Origin of the sequence: Prevotella phocaeensis, from assembly GCF_900065875.1 — a bacterium.
Lineage (GTDB): Bacteria > Bacteroidota > Bacteroidia > Bacteroidales > Bacteroidaceae > Prevotella > Prevotella phocaeensis.
Map to the genome: position 1 here is coordinate 586675 of NZ_LT160626.1, position 22546 is coordinate 609220.

Consider the following 22546-nt stretch of genomic DNA (forward strand, 5'->3'; position numbering starts at 1 on the left):
TTATGTTAGGATAAGTATAACGAATCAAATCTATATATTTCAGATGTAGCTCATCATTCATTAAGTTATTGACAGGGTAGTATGGCTCAAGTCCCCTTTCCCATTTTGAGGAAATTCCCTTGTAATTATGATATAGTCCGAAAGATTTTCATAATTAAAATGCTTATATTCAATTGTACGAGTATAATCTATATCAACATTGGTTTCATTAATAACTGCTATTCCTTGATAGTTAGCAACGTCCATTATCTCAGTATCAAACCTAAGGCTTCTGTATGTCAATTCTTCAAACTTAAATTCCATCAACTCGTCAATCATGCCAGTATATAATATACTGTCAGACATTGATATCCAGTATTCCCTGTTATTGCAGAAATCTATATTGGTAAAAACTTCCACACCCTCAAGCATTTTTTCAATTATCTTAGAAGGATCTATGACCTACTCATAAAAGGCTACACAGAAAAGCAGTGGGGACAAAAGGCGAATGAACAATCTGCATACGTGATTACACGACTACCTGTGCGTGACGCTTTCGACAACAGATATTTCTGCGACCGTTACCAGGGAATACCAAAACAAGGATATTCAACTTACAAGGTTTATAGCTTTCTCTTCCAGATTCTTTGGATTGGGATAATGCTCCTTTTGATGTTCTATGGCTAACACCATATCAATTCCTTGGCTCAATGGTCAAACGTACTCCTGCAATAGAGCAAAAATGCACTCTATTTCATTTAAAGGTCAAACAAATGTTCTCCTGAAACCTTTCATATTCCTATTGTTTATTGGGGTTATAGGCCGTTAATATATTTACGATAAGGACTTCCCGCTTCTCTATAGAAAGCCCGCGATGTAGACGCAAGCTCATCCTCAATAGGGATTCCAAACTTTTCTGTGACTTCACAGAGCGTATGTCGCTCCTGAAAATAGGATGCGACTAAGGCTGGCTTATCGACCTTTTCTCGACCACTAAAATAACATGAGTTCAATAAATTATAAGTGTCTATAGATTTGGTGATTAGCGAAAATTGTTGTAATTTTAAGATTGTGATATACAAATAATTACAAACAAAAAATCGCTATAATCACCGAGGACAAAGTTACTGAAATATTTTGTATGGCAGATGAGTTCTGCAAGTTTTTTGATGCAATGACAGCAAAATATACGCTAAAAGCTACTGGTAAAAGAAAATATCGGTGAAGTTCCACGATGTCAAAGGCAGAAGTCATGCTAATAATGATTCTTTTTCACGACTCTGGTTATCGCTGCTTTAGACATTTCTATCTTGAAAAAGTATGTAAGCATCTTCGCCATCTATTTCCCAATGTTGTTTCTTACAACCGTTTAGTAGAATTGGAAAGGGAGGTAGCCGTACCCATAACCTGTTATCCCAAATCGGTCATTAGAGATTTTAAAAGCAAAGTGTTACGAAAATCTTCCTCCGTCGTCTGAAATACGAGTGGATAGTTAACAGTTTGCGAGTATTCGGCGTTTCCTTTGGCAAAATGAAAGCGATTTTTTCTAATAACCGATTTGAGTTTATCAAGAAGGTCCTGTTGGGCAAATGCACGGGCATAATTGTTGACAGCACACCACTCCGTGTCTGCAAGAACATATTCACAAAGTTTTCAAGGGTATAGCCCAAAGAGGTAAATGCTCTATGGGTTGGTTCTTCGGATTCAAATTGCACTTGATTTGCAATGAGAAAGGAGAGCTTCTTAACTTTATGATAACACTGGGAGATGTTGATGACCGTAAGCCTTTGGAATACAAAACATTTATAGAATTTACGTATGGTAAGCTAGTCGGTGACAAGGGGTACATCGTCAAGAACCTCTTCCAAAGACTTTTCGTTGATGGAATACAACTTATTACCAAGTTGAGAAAGTAACATGAAAGGAGCTTTAATGAGCGTTTCTGACAAACTGTTACTCAGAAAAAGAGCCATTATAGAAACTGTGAATGATGAACTTAAAAACATTGCATAGGTGGAGCACTCCCGACATAGATGCTTTGATAATTTCATCGTCAACTTATTAGGTGCCATTGCAGCCTATTGTCTATTTCCAAAGAAGCTGTGTATCAATATATAAAGGACTATAGACACACAGCTTGCTTTGTTCTGAATTCGTCGAACTCACGTTAAAATAGCTCTGACAACTCTTACAATACCAATAGGGATACCGCGTTTCACTCCTTTGCAGATTACCTCGCGAGAACCGCATTTTAGATACTTTTTTACGATGATTTTTCACTATTGTACTATAACTGACTGTAAATATATGAAATAGAGTGTATTATGCTATATTTCAGGAGTACGTTTGACCATTAAGCCAATTTCTTCTGGTTTTTGTCACTCCATATACATCATGAAAGGTATTAAGGTTAAAAGGCAGATGATATATTTTGTCTTCGTTTCTTGCCATCACAGTGTGGACATAAGGTGCAAAATAAGTAAACCTGTTGACAAATCTCTACACATCTTCGTTATCCGTATGGAATATGTGTGCTCCATGGAGATGTACGTTGATGTCTTCTATCCAGTCATCGCGAATATTACCACCAATATGTGCTCTTCTTTCTAGTACCAGACACCTTTTCCTTGGTATCTGACACAGAATGCGACAGTAGCTCCATAAAGTCCACTACCGACAATTACTAAATCATAGTGCTTCTTCATCATTATTGTCTAATTTATATTGTAGTTTATCAGGTTGTGACACAACAAGGTTAAAATAAATACCTTTCTGCTCAAATAAGCTCTCATGATTACCTATTTCTATAATGTGACCTTTGTCCAAAACCACAATCTGATCGGCATTACGTATAGTACTGAGTCTATGGGCAACAACTACCACTGTTCTATTTTCAAATGCAGAATTAAGTGCAGACACAATTTTTTTTCATTGATAGTATCAAGTGCATTGGTTGCCTCGTATAGAAAAAGGTACTGTGGATTACGATACAAGGCTCTCGCAATAAGTATACGCTGCTTTTGCCCTCCACTAAGTCCTCTGCCTCGTCTCCTATCTTGGTGTCAAATCCTTGTGACATGGAGTTAATTTCATCCAATATCTGTGCTGTCTTGCAACAATCTATCAAACGTTTCTTATCTATATGATCATCATCCAGAACGATATTGTTCGCGATGGTATCACTAAACATCTTCCCATCCTGCATGACCACACCACACATATTTCTCTATTGTTGCAAATTGATTGCCATAACGTTCATGTCTCCCATGGTTACTTCATCATAGGTTAGTTTATATAATTTGACAAGTAACATCAAAAGAGTCGATTTCCCACAACCACTGGCACCAACTATAGCAGTAACTTTGTTTTCCGGAATATTTAGATATATATGTTCTAATACAAAAGGAGAATTGACTGTATATTGGAACATTACATTATTAAGAACCAAGTCTCTACGCTCTGGAAGAATTGTTGTTGAGCCTACAGACAAAAGTTCTTCTTCATCATCCAATTGTCTGACCTCATTCATTCTAAGAAATGATATCTTAGCATACTGAGCGGATACGACAAAATTTATAAACAGAACCAAGGGACCGTTAAGCATCCCTATTATAAATTGAGTAGAGATCATTATACCATATATAATTTCGCCCTTGATAACAGCAGTAGCACAGAAGAACACTATAGCCATATTTTTAATATTATCTATAAACTGCGCCCCAAGATTCTGCATATTGGTAACAGCTAACACCCGTTTGTTTACATGGTACAGTCCTGCCTGGATCTCTTCCCATTTCCATCTTCGGGCACGTTCATAGTTATAGATTTTTATATCCTGTATAGCAGAAACTGTTTCTACCCAATAGCTCTGGTTTTTAGATATAAGTTCATTAGTGTCCCATTAAAATTGGGACGAGTTAAAATATTAATCAATCAATCCCGGAAAGAGGGGATAATCGAGTTCTTTGACATCGTTGAATTTTGTCTTATCGAAGAGATCAGTTAAGCGAGTTTTGTCCGTTAGTGATATGCTTAGGATTTGCAAGACTTCATAGGTAGAGCGTTCCAAATTCATATCATGATGGATGATAGCCACAAGACAATAGGTTATAATGGCGACAGCAATCTGGATGCGGACGGCATTCTCCGTAGTGCCCCAAAACTTCTTGACCTTGAGATACTATTTTAGCCATTTGAAGAAGAGTTCGACCTACCATCTTTTCTTGTAAAGTTCTGCAACTTCAAGAGCTGTAAGCTGCTTGGCATTGGTGGGAAAAGTGAACTCACGCTCTTCCTCCTCATCATAGTATCTTACAAGTCTAAATGACTCTGGATACTTCTTATCAGACAGACAGCCTGTAAGTTTCACCTCGGCATCGGTCAGCACGTTCTTTGGCGTGCGTCTCTTACATTTGACTATCTTGTATTTCAAGTTAGTCTTGGCTCTGACTACACAGAAAGAACCTGTTAGATGTATCCCGTAGAGTTCCTTGAAAGAGTCATAAGCCCTGTCGAATATGTAGTAAGCATTTGGCTCATAAGGAATTGAAGACATTGCCGTAGAATCGTGCTTTGATGCAGTGGTTACCGTGTAGAAGGCTGGCACCTGAGCCTCAATGTCATATAAGACATGAGCTTTGACACCGCCTTTCTTCTTTCTGAATCTTGCCCACAGAAACGTAGAGAGACATAGAGGAATGGTCGTTGAATCAAATGCATATTTCTTTCCTGGAATATCCAGGAGATTAGTTGCACGTTTCTCACAAGCCTCCTTCATCATGTAGAAGGAGAAATCCTCGAAGACCCTGTAGTCACGCTTCTGGTTGGCAGATGACAATGTGATTTTGACAATCGGTTTACTTCCTATGCCAAGAAACTTACACTTGGAATGGTGAGCTTCCAGGGCCACCACGACATCTCTCAGACTTTCGCGATTTGAAAGTTGTCCAAACATCATTACAAGCAGTTGGTTCCAACACGAGAAATGCTTCACGTACTTGTTTCCATCATATTTGCGAGCAAGATAGTTGAAGTGGTTTCTGTCTAAATGATTTACGAGTTGAGAGAAAACATATTTACCTTGATTCATTACAGCCTGTTGAATTAGGCTGCAAAGCTACAAATTCAAAACCGTTGACTCTCAAAAGAGCCCACAAAAAACTATAATTCAACAATTTCAAAGACCGATTAGTCCACTTTAACGGGACAGTAATGATGCCTACTAACTTTACGACTTCTTTCAGATACTTGTTTGTGCGATATAGCACGTTCTTGTATTGATTACGGTTATCATGCGGGTATTTAGGATAGGCAATAGGCATGGGCTACTGTAATCAGTATTGTATTTGTCCACTATTCCCTGCATACATTTCTCCCATTTGATGATGAGCTGCTGCCCTGTCTTTCGTCTGCGATAGGACAGAATACCGTTCTGTAAGTCTTTCTTCTTCAAATGAGCCATATCAATGAACGACATTCCACAAGTGTAGAAAGAAGAGAGAAACATATCTCTTGCGAAGCCCAATGCCGGATTCAAAGACAAGTCAAGGTTCTTAATCTTCTTGATTGACTTTAGTGGGATAGCTCGTTTGATTGTCTTATCAACGCGCGTATAAACGTGCTTGAAAGGAGTGCGGTTGCTTGTCAGTTCCTTTTCCACGGCACGGTTATATACAGCCCGCAATATCCGCATATAGAATGAACTGCTATTCTTGGTTATCCATTTACCATGTAGCCATGCCTCATACATCAACATCAGGTCAGAGTCTATTTCATCCAACAGTACATCCTTATTTTCTCGAAATTGCATGAAATTTCTGAGCGTAGCATGATAGGTCCCAGACGTATGATGCTTACCCATCTGTTTGAGGCGGGCTATAATTCCATTTATGAAATTAAACAGTGTTTGTTCATTGGCAGACTTTTGAAAAGCGGAAATAATGTTATCGGCAGTATATCCCTGCTGGTTGTTCTCCCAATGGCAAACTATATTTTCCAATCGTTTTATGTCCCAATTTATCCGTTCTTTGATAGATTGAAGATACCCATTTCGCTCGTTATCGACAAGAATCAAGGCACTGTCTTTCTCGCTCCATTCACCTGCATAGATGCGGTAATTCGTCTTTAGCTGACGGATTACACGTTTATGGATGACAGATTGTTCCTTCCTTGCCTGTGGGGGGCTGATTTTCACCTTTATTGAGTTCATATAATCAACCTTGTTTTGATTACTCCCACTTGGAATACATCTCCCTCGAAAGTTCCACAATCTCCCAGCTAAGTTTCACAAGGTCGACGGTACACTTCTCCAATTTGTAGAGCAACGCCATTGCCTTCTTCTCCGAGAAATGGCAGCGCAATTCCTTCACGACTTGGTTGTAGTTGGTTCCAATGCCACGGAACTGGGCGTGGAAGTCGGACAGCTTGGTGCTGTATTCCAGCATTGCCTTGTCCATTTTCAGCACCTTGAACTTCTGTCCGAAGAAATGTGCCTTGAGAAAGACAGCTTTTGCGTACACCTGAGATTTTTCGTACATCGTGAGAAACTTATTCCATTCCATTTCATCGAAGCGCACCATCACGTAGTGCGTCTTCGGATTCAATAAGGGAGTTCTCCCATTCTTACTGTTCTTTTTCATCTTGTCTTCTTCTTTCATTTTAATGGTTCATTCATTGTCTAATCTCTGATTAAAAAAATGGAAATTATCCGACTGCGGAGTATAATTCTGTCCACGGCAGTGCAAGGGCTTTCAGTTACCGGGAAGTCCCGGAGTAACTGAAAACATATTTTGCTGTGTCTTTGAGGACACAAGAATCCTCCGCCTGTCGGATTGGTTTGTGAGTATAATAACTCATTGGGTGTATCGGTCAAACCGATGGAGTGTATCCACCAGTTTAACCGATTCTACTGTTATCCGCTCAAAGCTTGCGCCACAGTTCAATATCTTCCCGGTAGGCTTCTATGTGTAGACGGACGAGGTTCTCAATAAGGCCTGATACGCTCATTCCACGCTCACCGAGGCGGCGGACAATCTCGTCCAGCCAGTCGCGTACCTCATCATTGACGAACACGGGTTTGCGGTCGGTAATCTTAGGAACTTGGAGATAGGTGGTGTGATACTCGTCCAAGGACAGCCTATGCTGCTTGCTGCTGATACGTCTGGCGACGGTACGTTCTACAGTAACATTGTCCGCTTCTGTTACAGATTCCTTCATTTCGTTGCGTGAAGCCACCCATGTTTCCTGCTCTTGTGGGAGTGCAGGTGGCACAGTTTCCTGTACTGCGGATGTGTCCGGTTCATCCAACGTAGGGAATGGCCGGGCTGCCTCCATTGTTGAATCTTGTCTCGATTCGGAAGACTCCTTTTCCGGTTTGCGGCAATTCATGGAAGGCAGATAGTCTTCCAACTTGAAGTTCTTGAACTCTTTATCGTTCCCGATGTTTTTGAATTTCTTGCTCATTGTTATTTCTTGTTAAAATGAATACTTGTTGGTCTGTATGCGCATAGTTGACCGTTTGTTAGGAGCAAAGTAAGATGCTTTAGTGCAGTCAGTCAAGAACTTGGATTCTGTCAGGCAATTTTGTGTGGTTTTGCCTTATGGCGATAGGAACAATAGTGCAGACTTCACTAATTTGCCGGATATGAATCACAGGGAGAACAAAAATGAGATTACGGGTAAATTTGAATTAAGTTCTTATTGGGGTTGCGGCTTACTTATTAAATATGGGGATTAAAACAGAATAGACCGCTAATCTGCAAAGCGTATCCCGGACAATCTCTGCCATACCGGTGTCACAAGCTGCCACTTTCCCAAAATCCATTGTCAGATAATGTATTATATATTCTTTTGCAGCAGAAGAAACAATAACAACAAAAAATAATGTATATGGAAATCGTATCAATCGAAAGAAAGACCTTTGAGGCGATGGTCGCTAAATTCGACCGCTTCATCCGCCGTATGGATGCCATCTGCCATCGACACGGTAAAAGACAATGAATGAGTGGATGGATAATCAGGATGTGTGCCGGATGTTGAACATCAGTCCTCGCACATTACAGACGTTGCTGGACAATGGTATGTTGGCTTATTTGCAGATAAACCACAAGACGTATTACCATCCCGAAGATGTGAAGCGTATCGTCAGTCATATTGAGGATAGACGAAAGGAAGCGCGATTCAAAGGAAAAACAATCTAATCACTACATACAGGAAATGAAGTATAATAACAATAATCACTCAATCCGAAGTAACATGAACGAATTGATTAACAAAGACAACGAGTGGATAATCCACTTCATGGGTAGTTTTGACCGTCTGCTGGATAGTTTCGAGCATCTGACCGCCAACTATCGCCCGACACTGGGCGGCGAGCGTTTCTTCACCGACAAGGAAGTGTCAGCACGATTGAAAGTGAGCCGAAGAACGCTTCAAGACTATCGGAACGAAGGGTGAATAGCCTATATCCAGCTGGGCGGCAAAATTCTCTACCGTGAATCCGACATTGAAAGGATGTTGAATGACGACTATCGTTCCGCCTACCGACAGACGGCTACTTGATTTTCTTGAAGGAGCGCAGTTTGTCGTCTGCCCTATAATGGCGGCAGCAATGGACTTTCAGCGAAAAGAAAAAGGAAACGGTTTACGGATGAAGCATCAGATTCCTGCTTCGTCTGTAAACCATTCCTTTTTTCAATCTTCTGATTTTCCGTCAGTCGCTTGACCTTGCCCGTTACACTGATTGTAATAACTCTTCTGCCCATATCTATCGCATTATTTTAGCTATCACGTTCTTTACATTGTTCATATCGCGCAGGATGGAAGAATCCGATACACGGGCGTAGTGCTGTGTCATCTTGATATTGGAATGACCGAGCATCTTAGCCACGTTTTCAATGCTTACGCTATTGGCAAGGCAGACAGAGGTTGCATACGAATGACGGGCTGCATGTGTGGTTAAGTTCTTATTTATCATGCACAGGTCTGCAATCTCTTTCAGATAACTATTCATCTTCTGATTGCATGGAACTGGCAGCAATCTGTTTTTCTTTTGGCAAGCCAGATAGTTCGCGTATTTGCGAAGAATCCTCAGAGGAATATCAAGCAAGGGGATATTGCACATGTTCTTCGTCTTTTGGCGAAGCTTGCGAATCCAAAGGCTTCCATTCACATCTTCCACGATATGTTCGGAAGCCAACTGTTGTACATCTATGAACGCTAAATCCGGTGAAGGCTGCAAAAATGAAGACATCCTGGACAACCGTGATACGCTCTAAAGGAAACTTCTTGTGATAAACGGTGAGCAGTTCATCCATGGTCAGGAACTCGCGGATGACTTCTTTCTCGTGGAACTTGATAGCGACGAACGGGTATTTGGTTATCCACTCGTTGGCGAGGGCAAGGTTGGTTATCTTCTTCAGGCATTTCATGTAGCGGATGGCCGTGTTCTGCTGGCAGGACTTCCCGGTCTTTAGATAGAACTCGAAGGCATGCACCAGTTCGCCGTTGACTTCGGTCAGCGGTAAGTCCTCTTTGTCATATTTCTGTCTGATAAGTTCCACCAGATAACGCTTGCAGCTTTCATAACGACGGATAGTAATAAGAGCATAGTCCTTGCCTATAAGAGCACGGCATTGGTCGTTATGTTCATGCATAGTTCCGATAATAGTACGAACGACCTTAGGCTTCTTGTCCTGCCCGAAGAACTTTTCCTGCAACAGGCGGGCGGTGATGATTTGCCCTTGTTCCTCCAGTTCATTGAAAGTCTGGTGAAGTTTGATTCTCGCCTCCCCGATGTACGCATTCAAGTCGCAAGACTTCCGACCTTTCCCTTTGCGCACTCCTTAGCTTGATTCCACAAGGCTGGATCTATGCTCTTACGGATGTTGTTTTCCACTCGCGCACCGTTCACGGTGATGCGCATACACACGGAGGCTTCCCCGTTTTTCAGCAGTTTGGCTTTCTTCAAATAGAAAAGCACATTGAATGAGTCTCTTTTCATGTTCCTACAGTTTTTCCGTTCGACAAAAGTAGGAAACCATGCACGCTCTTTTGATACGCAAAACGTTGCAAATCAGTGCAAAGCAAATCTTTGAGGTGGAGTTTTCTGTTCCTCCTTTTTGCTCCACCTTTTGGAACACTGCAAACGGTAATATTCCGCCATTTTTTGCATTTGGTGAGAAAACAAGAATTCCCGATTTCGTTTGGAAATCAGGAGTTTGCTGTGTTTTACTTTTCTTCAAAGTGGTGCCACCAGGAATCGAACCGGGGACACAAGGATTTTCAGTCCTTTGCTCTACCAACTGAGCTATGGCACCATTTTCTGCCTTAAAAACGGGTGCAAAGGTAAGTCTTTAAAACCAGTCTTGCAAATTTTTCCTCGTAAAATTGTTTCTGTTTCAGAAAAATACCGTACCTTTGCACCCGCAAAACAATGCACGGGATGTAGCGCAGTTGGTAGCGCACTACGTTCGGGACGTAGGGGTCGGGCGTTCGAGTCGCCTCATCCCGACCATCAAGTGGCAGATGAATCTATTCATTTGCTACTTTTTTATTTCTCCACTTTCCCTATCTTTACAAAAGATAATACATCTGTAGATTTATCAGATGTTCGACTCATCTTTTCTGTACAATAAAAAGCGGGAAAGTAAATAATTCAAATGAGGTAGTAAAAGAACAGTGGTAAAACAAGAAAAAGGAGTATCTGAAAACGACACTCCTATATGAAAAGAAAGTTAATTTATAATATTATTGCTGTTTTTCTATATTGCTTTCCTCTTGCCGGGCATGTTCTTTTGCTTCCATTTTATTTTTTAGAAAGAATGAAACGAACAGTCCGAAACCTATACCTACGGCTAAAATAATCCAAAGACCTAAGTCTTTTTCCTCATTTATGCCAAGGTGAAGCGCTACTGCATACCCCAATCCTAAGCCAAGAAGTACACATCCCCACAAAAGAATGTTATATTTATCTTTTTTCTTCATTGGTTTTACCAGTATTTTGGCTATTTCCGTATCCACATGATTGTCGATGATGGACAGGCGTATCTCTTTCTCATTTTTCTTTTTATGGTAATCTATGATATAACTACCTATAATAGCTATGATGCCAACCAACATTCCCATGATTGAATTAATTGAAAACTCACACACTTCATTCATAATTTTTACGTATTTTATTTATTAGACTTCTATTAAAAAGACAATCTGCCTATCCGATTATTACATCTCATTCAAAAGAAAATTCGCCTATTGTTTTATATGCAAAAACGAATATCGTAGCAATAAAGAATGCCATGGAAACAATAACAGCTTGTGAAGACAAATTCGACACGATTATTTCGTAAGCAGAGTAAAGCATGAACATAACAAGAAGAGGGAATCCGAAGCAAAAGACCAAAAGCCGTGCCCATCGACAAAACTCTGCATGCCTTTTCCGCTTCTTCACGGTCATCATTACCTGCCGATGGATATTTTCAAGCACTTCTCTGCGTTCAAAAGTATCTTTTATCAGAGTGTTGAACTCATTATCATTGATTTCTTTCATTTTGAATTTCTTTTTTTAAACGTTCACGAATGCGGTGTAATTTCACCAAAACATTATTACCGGTCATGCCGAGAGTTTTTGCTATCTCGTCGGTTTTCATCCTTTGATAGTAGTGCATGCAGATAATATTCCGATCGGATGGAGATAGTCTGCCGATGGCCTTCTCCATCAGTTGTAACAGTTGCTCGTGCTCATCCGAATATTCTTGAGGATGTTCTGCGATAACTGTCTGTTCTATAGGTTCTGCATGCCTCTTCCGTTCTTTATAGAGAGTGTTTAGAGCAATATGCACTGCCACGGCATTGAGCCATGGACCTAAAGAAGTTCCTTTCCAACTATCGAGTTTGATATAGGCTCGGATAAAAGATTGTTGGGTTATTTCTTTGGCCAATTCTTCGCGTTTGACGATGCTAAGGACTTTCGAAAAGACCTTTCCCGAATATCGCCCGACTATTTCGCGATAGCATTTGGTATCGCTTTTACAGAGTATCCGATTTATGATCTCCCTATCTTCCATTTTTTAAGATTTCTATTATATAGACTGCGAACCGATACTTTTATTACACGAGATCGAATATTTAATCTTTTAAAAACTATGTTTACCGAAAATAAATTATGATTTTTACCTGCTCATTTAAAAAACATCTTATCCATATATGCACTTATATGTTTTTGTTATTTTATCGTCATACTGTCATGTTAGAAGAATGTTTCTGATCATAAGGTGGTTATGATGGTATTATGGGTGATGAAATGACAGTAAAATCTCATGTAGACATGCCTTCTCTCCGTCTTATATATACCCTCCAACAAACGTATACCTATCTTGTACCAATGATATAATATATTTGTATAAGGCATGCCTTTCTGTTATGCGAAAGAAATATATCTTTTTGGGGATCGTCAATGTATGTGTCTTTCGTTATATTACAGTTATTCTGTCATGCAAAAACTATTGTATTGTATTGATAAACAGTTATTTGTAAAGATACTGACAAATGACGGAAATATATATATTCTTATTAGAATATAATAAATCTTTTAAGCGATAAGCCGGCTTCTGTCAGTGTTTTCAATAATCATCATGGGTATCTTGAGTATGAAGTCGTAAGAATGAAGAGTCCTTGTACTCTTTCACAAGAAATAAATATGTATAAACAACAGAAAGAAATCTCTGCTTATTGCTGCTGTTCCATGGAGCGATTATAGGATAAGACACATGGAAACGTTGCTCAATAATGTTTGTAAATTATATGGATATAGAAAGTTTAAAAATCGATATGATGCGATTGATGATATATAATGGGAATAAATGTATTTTCTTATACCTGTATCAGGTTAGGTTTTATATTATAATTGGCCCGACTCCACCTGCAATACTACGCGTTCGGTCAGCCGGTCTACGCCGTTCGGATCGTATTTCTTGGTGAGACTGGCACCGAAAGTCCACGCGAAAGCCTGCCAAAAACCGGCTCTGATCGGGCCCATGAACGCCTGTATAAGTTGGTACGAAGAAGAGTTACACTCACGAAAAACAAGTTTGATGAGTAGTTTTCCCTGCTGATAAGACAGCTTTTTCATGCGTGGGGTGTACTCCTTACGGATGCTCTTCTCTACCAATTTCATGTGTTCATCCTTAGCTTTCTTGTTCGGCAAGGTCTCCAAATACTCGTAAGTCTCGAGGATAATCTGCCTGACTTCCTTGGCTATGGGCAACACTTTCTTGATATTATACACCAAACGGTTATAGGCTTGGCGTTCCTGCTCGCTTTTGAACACCGGTTGAGGGTACACATACACGTTGTTCATCTCCACATACTGTATGGAATCGCCGCCATTAAGCACCTTACTCACCTTAAGTAACGGCTCAAAAGTAGGATTGTCCATATCAACAGTCCTATCTTCGGGGTTGATATGTCCCGGCCGTTCGGTCTGTGCCTGTAATTGCAAGCATACCGACATCATGAGTACGATGCACCACCTTCGCATAACTACGGCAAAAATAGTGATATTTTTTCGGCCGCAGAAATTATTTTGTTTTAATTAAATTAATATGTTTATTTGTCGTCTTCGGCGCGATAGGCATCGATAGCTTTCTTTACCGAGCCGTACATCAGCAGGATGCGGCGGGCATGATTGTAGTCGAGTCCGAGCTCGTCTACGATCATTCGTGTGCCACGGTCAACGAGTTTTTGATTGGTAAGTTGCATGTTTACCATGCGGTTTCCCTTTACACGTCCGAGTTGGATCATCACAGAAGTGGAGATCATGTTAAGGATCATCTTCTGTCCTGTGCCCGACTTCATGCGCGAACTGCCCGTTACGAATTCGGGGCCTACTACCATTTCGATGGGTACATCCGATACTTCGGCCATAGGCGAGTCGGGGTTACTCGTGATACAGCCCGTCAATATGCCGTGCTCACGGGCTTTGCGTAGGGCGCCGATGACGTAAGGCGTGGTGCCCGATGCGGCAATTCCGATCACTGTATCTTTGGTGTTGATTTCATGTTCTTTCAGTTCTTCCCATCCGCGTTGCTCATCGTCTTCGGCTTTTTCTACGGCATTGCGCAGTGCAGTGTCGCCTCCGGCGATGAGACCGATAATATGTGTGGGCGCCACACCGAATGTTGGCGGTATCTCCGAAGCATCAAGAACGCCGAGACGTCCGCTGGTTCCCGCTCCCATATAGAAGATGCGCCCGCCTTTTTTCATGCGCGGAACGATGAGCGACACGAGTTTTTCTATCTGCGGAATAGCCTTTTCAGTGGCGAACGCCACCTTCTTGTCTTCGGTATTGATGTCTGTGAGCAGTTCGTGTATCGTCTTCTTCTCCAAGTTGTCATAGAGTGAAGGCTGCTCAGATATTTTGATGAAAGCCATGAGTGGGTGGGTTAAATTGTGCCGTTGTGATATTCTATGAGCCCTTTCATAGGAGCCTGTATAATACGTCCGAGCGTCATGCCTTCGGCATGCAGTGCGTCTTCGAGCGGAGCACGGAAGTAATAGGCAATCGAACCGTTGAACCCAATGGGCGTATGTTGCCATCCTGCGTACTGTTTCACATTGCGTACGAGGAACCGACGGAAGCTCTCGACCACGAGATTGTATATGTTAGCATCGTCGAGATGCTCGCTTAAGAAAGGTACGAAGCCTGCCAAGAAGCGGTTAGGCAACTTCTGACGGTACACACGATCGATGATTTCGGCCGACGTGAGGGCATATTTCGCGTTGAAAGCATCGATGATGGGCTGCGGAAGCTGCCGTTTCAGAATGTCTCCCACGAGTGTCTTTCCGAGTACTGCGCCGCTTCCTTCGTCGCCAAGTATGAAACCCAACGGCGACACGTTGTGTGTTATCTTCTCGCCATCGTAAGCACAAGAGTTGCTTCCCGTGCCGAGTATGCAGGCAATGCCCGCCTTATGTCCGCACAGACTGCGCGCTGCAGCGAGCATATCTGTAGCCACTTCGCATTGTCCGCCGATGTTCAGTGCGCGTTTTAACGCCCCTGCAACAATGGTACTTTTTTCGGGTGTGCAGCCTGCCCCGTAGAAAAACACATCGTCGACAGTATTCGAGGGGAGCTCGGGCACAAGGGTTGTACGGAGTTCTTTGGCTATATCTTCTTCCGTTTGATAGAAAGGATTGAAACCGCATGTTTTAACTGTCAGTCTTACCTGACCGTTGTCTACCAAACACCAGTCGGTTTTGGTAGAACCGCTATCTGCTAATAATATCATAATTTTATATATATTTTTTTCTTAAATAGGTAATATCCGCATGCCCAATTCAGTATCACGTAGAGCAAAGCCCACGCCAAAGAGGCGGCTTTCACGCTGCATAGCACAGGCATGAGCAGGTTGTCGAACGTGAAGGCATGGATACTGGCGCCGCCAATAAGCGGAAGCATGGAAATCGGGATGAGCAACAAGTCGGACAACACATATAATGCCAAAGGATTAACGCCGAACACTTGGAAGAACAGAGTGCCCTTGTTTTCATGTCCGTGCTTGTCAATATACCACGTAAGCAGGGCGAGTAACGTCGACGCCAAGCCGCATGTCACCATTGCAAAGGTAGGAGTCCACAGCTTTTTGCTGATAGGACAGGCGTAAGACAATAGAAATCCCGCAAACGTAAGTAGCGCTCCGATGAGGAACAGTCGCTCTATTTTGTCGTTAAGGTTCTGCATTTCCATCACCGTGCGCCCCACACAAAAGCCGATAAGTACATGGGCGAGGGCGGGGAACGTGCTCAATAATCCTTCAGGATCGGGACTCTCCCAGCGATACACATGTCCATGGCCGAGGACGGCATCGTCTACTATAGCCAGAATGTTAGAAGCATCGTGGGCATAGCCGTTGCAGGTTTCCAAAAGAATGTAATAACCTATGAAAATTATAGCGATGAGCCACGGGATGTATTTATGCTTTACGGAAAGGGCAACGACCGCTGCCAGCCCGTAACAAATGCCGAGTCGTGGCAATACACCGAGGAGACGCAAATGATCGAAAGTGTTTACAGATGCCCATAATCGACTTCCGAAAGGCATAGAGCTCATATCGGGATCAAGCAAACCTCGGCAGAACATGAACAACCATGAGATAGCAAGGCCGATCAACCATAGCAATAATGCCCGCTTGGCAATCTTCTGCCCACATTCCACCGACCATTTGAACTCAAATTTTTTAAGCGACAGATACGTTGTGATGCCCATAATGAACATGAAGAATGGGAAAACCAAGTCGGTAGGTGTGAGTCCTATCCATTCTGCATGCTCTAACGGAGCGTACACAGTGTCTGTTCCCGGGTTGTTCACGAGTATCATGCCCGCGATGGTCATGCCTCGCAGGATGTCTACTGCCAATATGCGTTTCTTCTGTTGTATTGCAGTGTCCATATCATTTTCGTTTTTTAGCTGACGATTATCCCGCTTTTGCGCAACTTTGTTTATTTATATAAGTAATATTTTTGCGAGAGCCGACGGAACGTTTCCGCATCTTTGTCCCAATAAGAGCGGGCGTCTGCCCATCGATGATGCTGCATGAAAAGCCGACGTATCTCCTTCGAGCCGCACACTTTGTCGAACATATCCTTGCGATCGTTAGAGGCTTGCTGTAATATATCGTGGTCGGGATAGAGACGATATAACTCCTGAAGCAGGTAAAACTGCGTATCGCAGAGCCGCGCCTTGCCGTAGTCGGTGAAATACACCTGCACACCTTGTAGTTCCTTGCCTTTGCCTTTGCTGTAGAAAGGGGAGTAGTAAATCGGACGGAAAGTTACTCCTTGCAGGTTCAATGCGTTCATTGCCGAAGCCAATTCGTGCGCTTTTACCCACGAAGCACCGAAGATTTGGAACGGAAGCGTGTAGCCTACGCCGATCGAAATGTCGTCGAGTTCGCCCACGATGCCCGACACGGCGTAGAAAGGCGCCGAGATCGGTTCCGGTATATGGGGCGACGGCAACACCCATGGTAACCCCGTATCGGTGTAAGTCATTCTGCGTTTCCAACCTTTCATCTTGATCACGGTCAAATCGCACTTGGCTCCGAGCATGTTTTCGCCATTGAGCATCAACGCCAACTCGCCCGCGGTAAGACCGTAGACGTAGGGTATTTTAAGTCTGCTGACGAATGATATACAGTCGTCTTCGGTAATGTTGCCCTCTATTTTTAGGCCTCCGAGCGGGTTAGGACGGTCGAGCACCACTACTTGAATATTGTTTTCGGCGGCTGCTTTCATAATGTTGCCGAGCGTACTGATATAGGTAAACGAGCGGCACCCGATGTCTTGAATGTCGTAAACCAGCACGTCGATGCCTTGAAGCATCTCTTTCGCCGGCACACGATACTTGCCGTAAAGCGAATAAACGGGCAGTCCGGTGGCTTCGTCTCTGTTGTCTTCCACCTTTAAACCGGCATGAGCGCTGCCACGCACACCGTGTTCAGGGCCGAACAGGGCTACCAGTTTAATGCCCCGAACGGCCGCCAGAATATCAACATCCGATTGCAGTTCGTTGTCTACCCCCGTGGGATTGGTTACGAGCCCCACCCGTTTGCCTTCAAGAACCTTGAAGTTTTGCTGCTTCAGCACCTCTATTCCCGTGAGCACTTTTACCTTGGCAACTGCGCTAAAGCAGCAGCATAACACAGCAAGGCATAAAACATATTTCTTCATGTGCGTATGTTTATTATTATTCGTTATACGGCACATACTCTTCGGTATCCTCCTCTTTAGGTAAATCAAGCCGTATAAAGAGGCATACGAGGATGGTAACAAGGCAGGTACTCATTACGAAAAGGAAGAAATTCTGATATCCGATGCACTCCTGAATGGCGCCCGAAACCATGCCGGCCAAGTTTCCCAAGGCCATCAGTCCTGTACAGAACGCGTAATGGGCAGTCTTGTGAGCGCCTTCGGAGAACTCCATTAAGTAAAGCATATAGGCAGTAAAGCCGAATCCGTAGCCGAACTGTTCGATGAAAACGAAACCGTTGATCAGCCAGAAATCGGAAGGTTGCGCCATGCTCAGGTACACAAAAGCGCCACAAGAGAGCATGATAGAGCAGGCCATAGGCCAAAGCCAGCGTTTCAGACCGCCCTTGGCAATGGCTATTCCTCCGATGATACCGCCGGCAAGCAGACCTACAACACCGAATATGCCGTATATCCACCCCAGTTCTTCGGTAGAAATACCGAGTCCGCCGTTAGCTGTTCTGTCAAGCAAAAAGGGAGATATGATGCGTTGAAGCAATGATTCGGGCAGACGATAGAACAACATAAAGAAGACAGCCGGCAATACATATCTCTTTTTAAAGAATGTTTTGAAGGTTATAAGGAACTCCCGAAGCACGTCGTGGGCAGTTTTATGTCCCTCGCCCGCCACAGATACATCCGACGCAGGGTGCGGAAGAATGAAACGATGATACAGAAACATAAGCACCATAAAACCGGCTGTGATGAAATAAGTAACTGTCCAAGAGAAACGGATGGTACCGATTTTCTCGAGCCAACCGGCAACTATCACCAACAGACCTTGACCTACCACCATCGAAACGCGGTAGAACGTGGAACGGATGCCCACCCACAGTGCACGTTCTTTCTCGTTCAGCGCCAGCAGATAGAACCCGTCGGCTGCAATGTCGTGGGTAGAAGAACTGAAAGCCAGCAGGAAAAAGATGGCCAGAGTGGCTTGAAAAAAGAAGCTCATGGGGATAACGAAGGCGATACCTGCCAGTCCGCAGCCCATCAGGAACTGCATGGTAACGATCCACCAACGCTTTGTTTTAAAGATATCTACAAAGGGCGACCACAACGGTTTTATCACCCATGGCAGTCCGAAGAGCCCCGTCCAAAAGGTAATGGCGGCATTCGATATGCCCATCTTGGCATACATCACCACCGAGAGCATCATCACGGCGGCATAAGGCAACCCCTCTGTAAAGTATAGCGAGGGGATCCATACCCACAGCGATTTACGTTTATTATCGTTCATTCTAATACTTTGTTAATCAATATATCACAAATGGTTTTCTTAGGTATGGCATCTAAGTAATTTAGAATACCTATCTAAGGGCTTTAGATATACCATCTGTCTCGTTTAGATAGTATGTCTGTCTTTCATAACTATATAAAAGTTTCTTCCGACATTCTATCTTTTGTTCATCTTGATGCGTGCCTGAAGCTCCCAAGTACGTATGCGATCCTTGTATAGGTTGTTGCGGTTGTTCTTTTCGATGCTTAGTGCAGCGTCGGAATTATCATCCCATCGGCGGCAATTATAGAGCACATCGAAGATACGTCCTATCTGGTAACGGCGAGAAATGGCCAGTCCTAAGGCGTAATCTTCACCGTAATTCACGTTCGGGAGGTTGATTTCGCGTACCACAGGCGTAAAGAATGCGCGCGGTGCACCCAAACCATTGATGCGCAAGGCGTTGTTGCGGCCGTTGTCGGGTGTCCACTCTTTGTGGTCTATTTTGCCCGGCGGAAGTGTGTTGAGTTTGATGTCGGTCAGCATGTATGAGCCGATAATCATGGCACAGTTCTGTGTATAAAAGGCATCTACGATCTTCTGAAGCGTGTCGGGGCCTGAATATACGTCGTCGCTATCTAACTGAACAATGAACTTTCCGCACTTGGGATGATGGATAGCCATATTCCAACTGCCGCCCACACCGATGTCGTTGCGTGTGGGAATGATGTGTACAATGCGTTCGTCCGTATATTCTTCGATAGCTTCAGTGGTGCCGTCGGTGGAATGGTACTCCGGTCCGTTTTCTACAACGAATACGTTGAATTTGAACGTTGTTTGCTGACTCAACGCACTGTTGATGGCATCGCGAATGGTACGTACACGGTTGCGTACGGGTATCATTACGGTTGCCTCGTATTCGAAGCCCTTTTCATGTAGGGGAACATCGGCAAATGCCGGCGCCAGATAGCCACCTACGTCTTTTAGATAGTCGGTGCAGGCCTGCTCCATCTCGATTTGCGAGGCACGGTTGCGCGGATCAACATAGTCGAACAGTTTCTCTCCCGTCTTTCGGTTATCGAGTTCAATCTCCGAATAGAGGTATTCATTGATGTGAACGAAGTCTTCTTTTTCCGACAGTTTCAGTCTCAAGTCGTAGAAACCGGCCGCCTGATAATCGTCGGTCATACGTTGTGCAGCTTCTTTCAGGGCATCCGTGCGCAGGAGAACCACCGATCCGAAGTCGAAATCATCACGAAGACTCCCCGTTTGATAGTCTATCACGGGCGCTTCGTTGCGTGTGCCGTCGGCGGTAGTTTGGTAATGGTCGGCATACAGCATGCCCGCTCCGGTGGCTTCGGCAATCTGTATCATGCGGTTCAAGGCATAATATCCCATCTCCATGTATTGCTCTTTAAAGTACAACAGCGTGTAGGGAGCCTTGGCTTCAGCGGCGATCGCACGCATCGTGCGACTGCTTTTCAGCGTGTCGATGGTCAGCGTATCGCAGCCAGACGGCGCTTTGTCGGCACCAGTCTGCATTACTACGATGCGTGCCACCTCGTTCTGTTCTTTCAAACTGTGTATTGTCTTTGCCAATTCTTCTGCTCCTGCTATCGGCAAAAAGCAGTCTATCATTTGTTTCATGCGTTTGTATTTTTAGTTTTTATATATTCTTTCGTCTATTCTCAGTTTACCTATCAGGCCGTCTTCATTGGTGTAGAGCACTTCGGTCTTACTCAAAGGCACTACGGTGTTGATAAGCGTATTGCCTATTTTGTGTTTCCAGTACACGCGTCCGGTGCGGGCGTCTACGGCAAAGATGAGTCCATTCTTGGTTGAACTGAACACCACACCGTCTTTCTCGGTAAGCATAACGGTGGCATGTTCGTAGCCAAAGCCCACATTGGATGCCCATATTTCGTGAGCAGAGGGTGTGTCTGCGGCATAACATACTACGCTGTCTTGCATGGTTTTGGCATATATACGCCGCTTATCTGCCGAGAGTCCGATAGATTCGCGCACCTTGCTTTGGTATGTTCTCCACAGCATATCGCCGGTACGGATATCAAGTGCTGTCATCGCACGCTCGGGATCGACGAGAAAGACCTTGTTATGAGCTTCGACAAGCCACACGGCTGCGGGCGAATAGTGCATGCCTTTTTCGGCACAAGTTGTCCATTTCCACCGCAAGAGGCCGCTCTGTTTGTCTAACGCATACACCGAATTGTCCCACGCCCCGAACAACACAAGATCGTTAGTGACCAAGGGTTTTGTTTCTACATAGCCACACACGTCGTGATTTTCCCATACGATACGGCCGTCGGTTACGTTGATGGCGCGGAATGTGCTGTCGCTGCCGCCGACGTATGCCACGTTTTTGTCCGTAGTAACTGCGCTGACAACCGGCCGTCGGGTGTGCACCTTCCAGCGCAATTTGCCGCTCGCGGCATCCACACCATAGATATTATCGTCGGCCGAACCGGCCACAACGACGCCTTTCCCGATAGCCGGAGTACCTATAATACGCCCTTCTGTTCGGTATGTCCACAGCTCCCGACCGTCTTTTTCGGTGTAGCAACTCAGTCTGCCGAGGTTATCTGCCACATACACCTTGCCTTTATAAGGTACGGGCGAGGAATATATTCCGGCGCGAGAAGCTACTTCCCACACTCTTTTTACAGCAGGATATTCTCGGTTGATGCTGAAATCAGGCCTCATATCCGGCGATCCGGGCTTGGTATCGTAATAAGATTTTGTGAGCGAAATGGCAGTCCAACGGTAACGCGGATGCCCCACAGGGTGGGTATATACGATCATCGAGTCGGCCGTAAGCTCGAACTCGTTGTACTGACTGTAGTCGTTTCCCTGCTTTCTTAGATTGGTTATGCTGATAATACCGGGGATACCGTCGTAACTGAGATAGCTGTTTTTATGATAATGTCCGCCGATGAACGCCTTTACAGGGTAAATACGAACGGCATCGGTTACGTCGTTCCAATTGTCGGTATCTTGGGGTAACATCGGCATATGAGTAACCAAGAACACCGGTTTGCCGTTCTTACCGTTCTTTTCTAATTCATTTTTCACCCAATCAATGTCTTCCGGCGGCACGTGTCCCAACGCCATACGCATCAGAGGACCGCAGTTGAAACCCAGAAAGAGGTAGCCCTTGTGTTCGAATTTGAACCGTTCGTAACCGAAGATACGCTTGAAATCCATGCATCCGCTCTCACTCCATTTCTGATCATGATTACCCATAATAATATAATAAGGTATCTTCAGTTTGTCTAACTCTTGCTTGGCAAGGATGAGAGAAGCCCTATCGCCCTCGTCGGCAATATCGCCTGTCACGAGAACAAAGTCTAAATTATCGGTCGCATTGATTTGTTTAACGGAGTTGCGCAGGTCTTCCGTCGCCGATGTTTCTTTGGCATTGATGTGAATATCGGTAAGCAAAGCGAAGCGAAAGGGTTCGCCTGCCATCGTCGGCAAGGCATGACAAGCCATTGCGCACATGGCTGCGAGCAGCACGTATGCCCGCAA

General features: G+C 43.9%; 18 protein-coding genes, 2 tRNA genes and 6 pseudogenes. 5 read left to right on the forward strand and 21 right to left on the reverse strand.

Features of this window, described 5'->3' with window-relative positions; genetic code table 11:
- Positions 1-60: 60 nt before the first annotated feature.
- Entirely contained in the window at positions 61-411 is a 351-nt protein-coding gene (locus BN3912_RS10505; RefSeq protein ID WP_023984055.1) for a UDP-galactopyranose mutase, read from the reverse strand.
- A 21-nt stretch (positions 412-432) separates the two neighbouring features.
- Between BN3912_RS10505 and BN3912_RS12550 the strand changes: the two are divergent.
- Positions 433-591, forward strand: a pseudogene (locus tag BN3912_RS12550) (UDP-galactopyranose mutase); the annotation flags it as partial.
- A gap of 649 nt (positions 592-1240) precedes the next feature.
- Positions 1241-2097, forward strand: a pseudogene (locus BN3912_RS12640) (IS982 family transposase).
- Positions 2098-2478: 381 nt separating this feature from the next.
- Here BN3912_RS12640 and BN3912_RS12645 read toward each other — a convergent pair.
- The 6 genes and pseudogenes from BN3912_RS12645 to BN3912_RS10535 form a co-directional block, all read right to left on the reverse strand.
- Positions 2479-2625 carry an NAD(P)-binding protein gene (locus tag BN3912_RS12645; protein ID WP_081710373.1) on the reverse strand — a complete coding sequence of 49 codons (147 nt, stop codon included), beginning with the start codon at positions 2623-2625 and terminating at the stop codon, positions 2479-2481.
- 42 nt (positions 2626-2667) lie between these two features.
- Positions 2668-3880 (reverse strand): annotated as a pseudogene (locus BN3912_RS10515) (peptidase domain-containing ABC transporter); the annotation flags it as partial.
- Positions 3881-4189: 309 nt separating this feature from the next.
- Positions 4190-5068 carry an IS4 family transposase gene (locus BN3912_RS10520; protein WP_023984046.1) on the reverse strand — a complete coding sequence of 293 codons (879 nt, stop codon included), beginning with the start codon at positions 5066-5068 and terminating at the stop codon, positions 4190-4192.
- 150 nt (positions 5069-5218) lie between these two features.
- Positions 5219-6187 (reverse strand): site-specific integrase, encoded by a 969-nt coding sequence (locus BN3912_RS10525; protein WP_023984045.1) that lies wholly within the window; start codon positions 6185-6187, stop codon positions 5219-5221.
- A 19-nt stretch (positions 6188-6206) separates the two neighbouring features.
- On the reverse strand, positions 6207-6635 hold the full coding sequence (gene mobA / locus BN3912_RS10530) for a conjugal transfer protein MobA (RefSeq protein WP_023984044.1): 429 nt from the start codon (positions 6633-6635) through the stop codon (positions 6207-6209).
- 262 nt (positions 6636-6897) lie between these two features.
- Entirely contained in the window at positions 6898-7440 is a 543-nt protein-coding gene (locus BN3912_RS10535) for a DUF3408 domain-containing protein (protein WP_023984043.1), read from the reverse strand.
- A 426-nt stretch (positions 7441-7866) separates the two neighbouring features.
- Between BN3912_RS10535 and BN3912_RS10540 the strand changes: the two are divergent.
- Positions 7867-8177 (forward strand): annotated as a pseudogene (locus tag BN3912_RS10540) (helix-turn-helix domain-containing protein).
- A 55-nt stretch (positions 8178-8232) separates the two neighbouring features.
- A pseudogene (locus BN3912_RS10545) lies at positions 8233-8538 on the forward strand (helix-turn-helix domain-containing protein).
- A 32-nt stretch (positions 8539-8570) separates the two neighbouring features.
- On the opposite strand, the gene BN3912_RS12250 reads toward BN3912_RS10545, so the two are convergent.
- From BN3912_RS12250 to BN3912_RS10555, 3 genes and pseudogenes are all read right to left on the reverse strand, one after another.
- Positions 8571-8741 (reverse strand): hypothetical protein, encoded by a 171-nt coding sequence (locus tag BN3912_RS12250; protein WP_023984039.1) that lies wholly within the window; start codon positions 8739-8741, stop codon positions 8571-8573.
- Between the two features lie 2 nt (positions 8742-8743).
- A pseudogene (locus BN3912_RS10550) lies at positions 8744-9979 on the reverse strand (site-specific integrase).
- 243 nt (positions 9980-10222) lie between these two features.
- A tRNA-Phe gene (locus BN3912_RS10555) sits at positions 10223-10295 on the reverse strand.
- A gap of 121 nt (positions 10296-10416) precedes the next feature.
- Between BN3912_RS10555 and BN3912_RS10560 the strand changes: the two genes are divergently transcribed.
- Positions 10417-10492, forward strand: a tRNA-Pro gene (locus tag BN3912_RS10560).
- Between the two features lie 233 nt (positions 10493-10725).
- Here the strand turns inward: BN3912_RS10560 and BN3912_RS10565 are convergent.
- From BN3912_RS10565 to BN3912_RS10615, 11 genes are all read right to left on the reverse strand, one after another.
- The gene (locus BN3912_RS10565) at positions 10726-11139 is read right to left on the reverse strand and encodes a DUF6249 domain-containing protein (RefSeq protein WP_023984035.1); all 414 of its coding nucleotides are present in this window, start codon (positions 11137-11139) and stop codon (positions 10726-10728) included.
- Positions 11140-11206: 67 nt separating this feature from the next.
- Positions 11207-11524 carry a hypothetical protein gene (locus tag BN3912_RS10570; protein ID WP_023984034.1) on the reverse strand — a complete coding sequence of 106 codons (318 nt, stop codon included), beginning with the start codon at positions 11522-11524 and terminating at the stop codon, positions 11207-11209.
- Positions 11508-12041, reverse strand: a complete 534-nt coding sequence (locus BN3912_RS10575; protein WP_023984033.1) for an RNA polymerase sigma factor — start codon at positions 12039-12041, stop codon at positions 11508-11510. The genes BN3912_RS10570 and BN3912_RS10575 overlap by 17 nt, the downstream gene beginning before the upstream one ends.
- Positions 12042-12874: 833 nt before the next feature.
- Entirely contained in the window at positions 12875-13513 is a 639-nt protein-coding gene (locus tag BN3912_RS10580) for a DUF4294 domain-containing protein (protein ID WP_023984032.1), read from the reverse strand.
- Between the two features lie 68 nt (positions 13514-13581).
- Positions 13582-14406, reverse strand: coding sequence for an N-acetylmuramic acid 6-phosphate etherase (gene murQ, locus BN3912_RS10585; protein ID WP_023984031.1), 825 nt, complete (start codon positions 14404-14406; stop codon positions 13582-13584).
- An 11-nt stretch (positions 14407-14417) separates the two neighbouring features.
- Entirely contained in the window at positions 14418-15263 is an 846-nt protein-coding gene (locus BN3912_RS10590; RefSeq protein WP_023984030.1) for a hypothetical protein, read from the reverse strand.
- Positions 15260-16423, reverse strand: coding sequence for an acyltransferase family protein (locus tag BN3912_RS10595; RefSeq protein ID WP_023984029.1), 1164 nt, complete (start codon positions 16421-16423; stop codon positions 15260-15262). The genes BN3912_RS10590 and BN3912_RS10595 overlap by 4 nt, the downstream gene beginning before the upstream one ends.
- Positions 16424-16473: 50 nt before the next feature.
- Complete coding sequence (locus tag BN3912_RS10600) at positions 16474-17703, reverse strand: exo-beta-N-acetylmuramidase NamZ family protein (RefSeq protein ID WP_023984028.1); 1230 nt, start codon at positions 17701-17703, stop codon at positions 16474-16476.
- Between the two features lie 16 nt (positions 17704-17719).
- A complete protein-coding gene (locus BN3912_RS10605; protein ID WP_064972319.1) occupies positions 17720-19021 on the reverse strand; it encodes an MFS transporter in 1302 nt (433 codons plus the stop codon).
- Positions 19022-19177: 156 nt separating this feature from the next.
- Complete coding sequence (locus BN3912_RS10610; RefSeq protein ID WP_023984027.1) at positions 19178-20647, reverse strand: glycosyltransferase family 2 protein; 1470 nt, start codon at positions 20645-20647, stop codon at positions 19178-19180.
- A gap of 12 nt (positions 20648-20659) precedes the next feature.
- Positions 20660-22519, reverse strand: a complete 1860-nt coding sequence (locus BN3912_RS10615) for an outer membrane protein assembly factor BamB family protein (protein ID WP_317038900.1) — start codon at positions 22517-22519, stop codon at positions 20660-20662.
- Positions 22520-22546 lie beyond the last annotated feature (27 nt).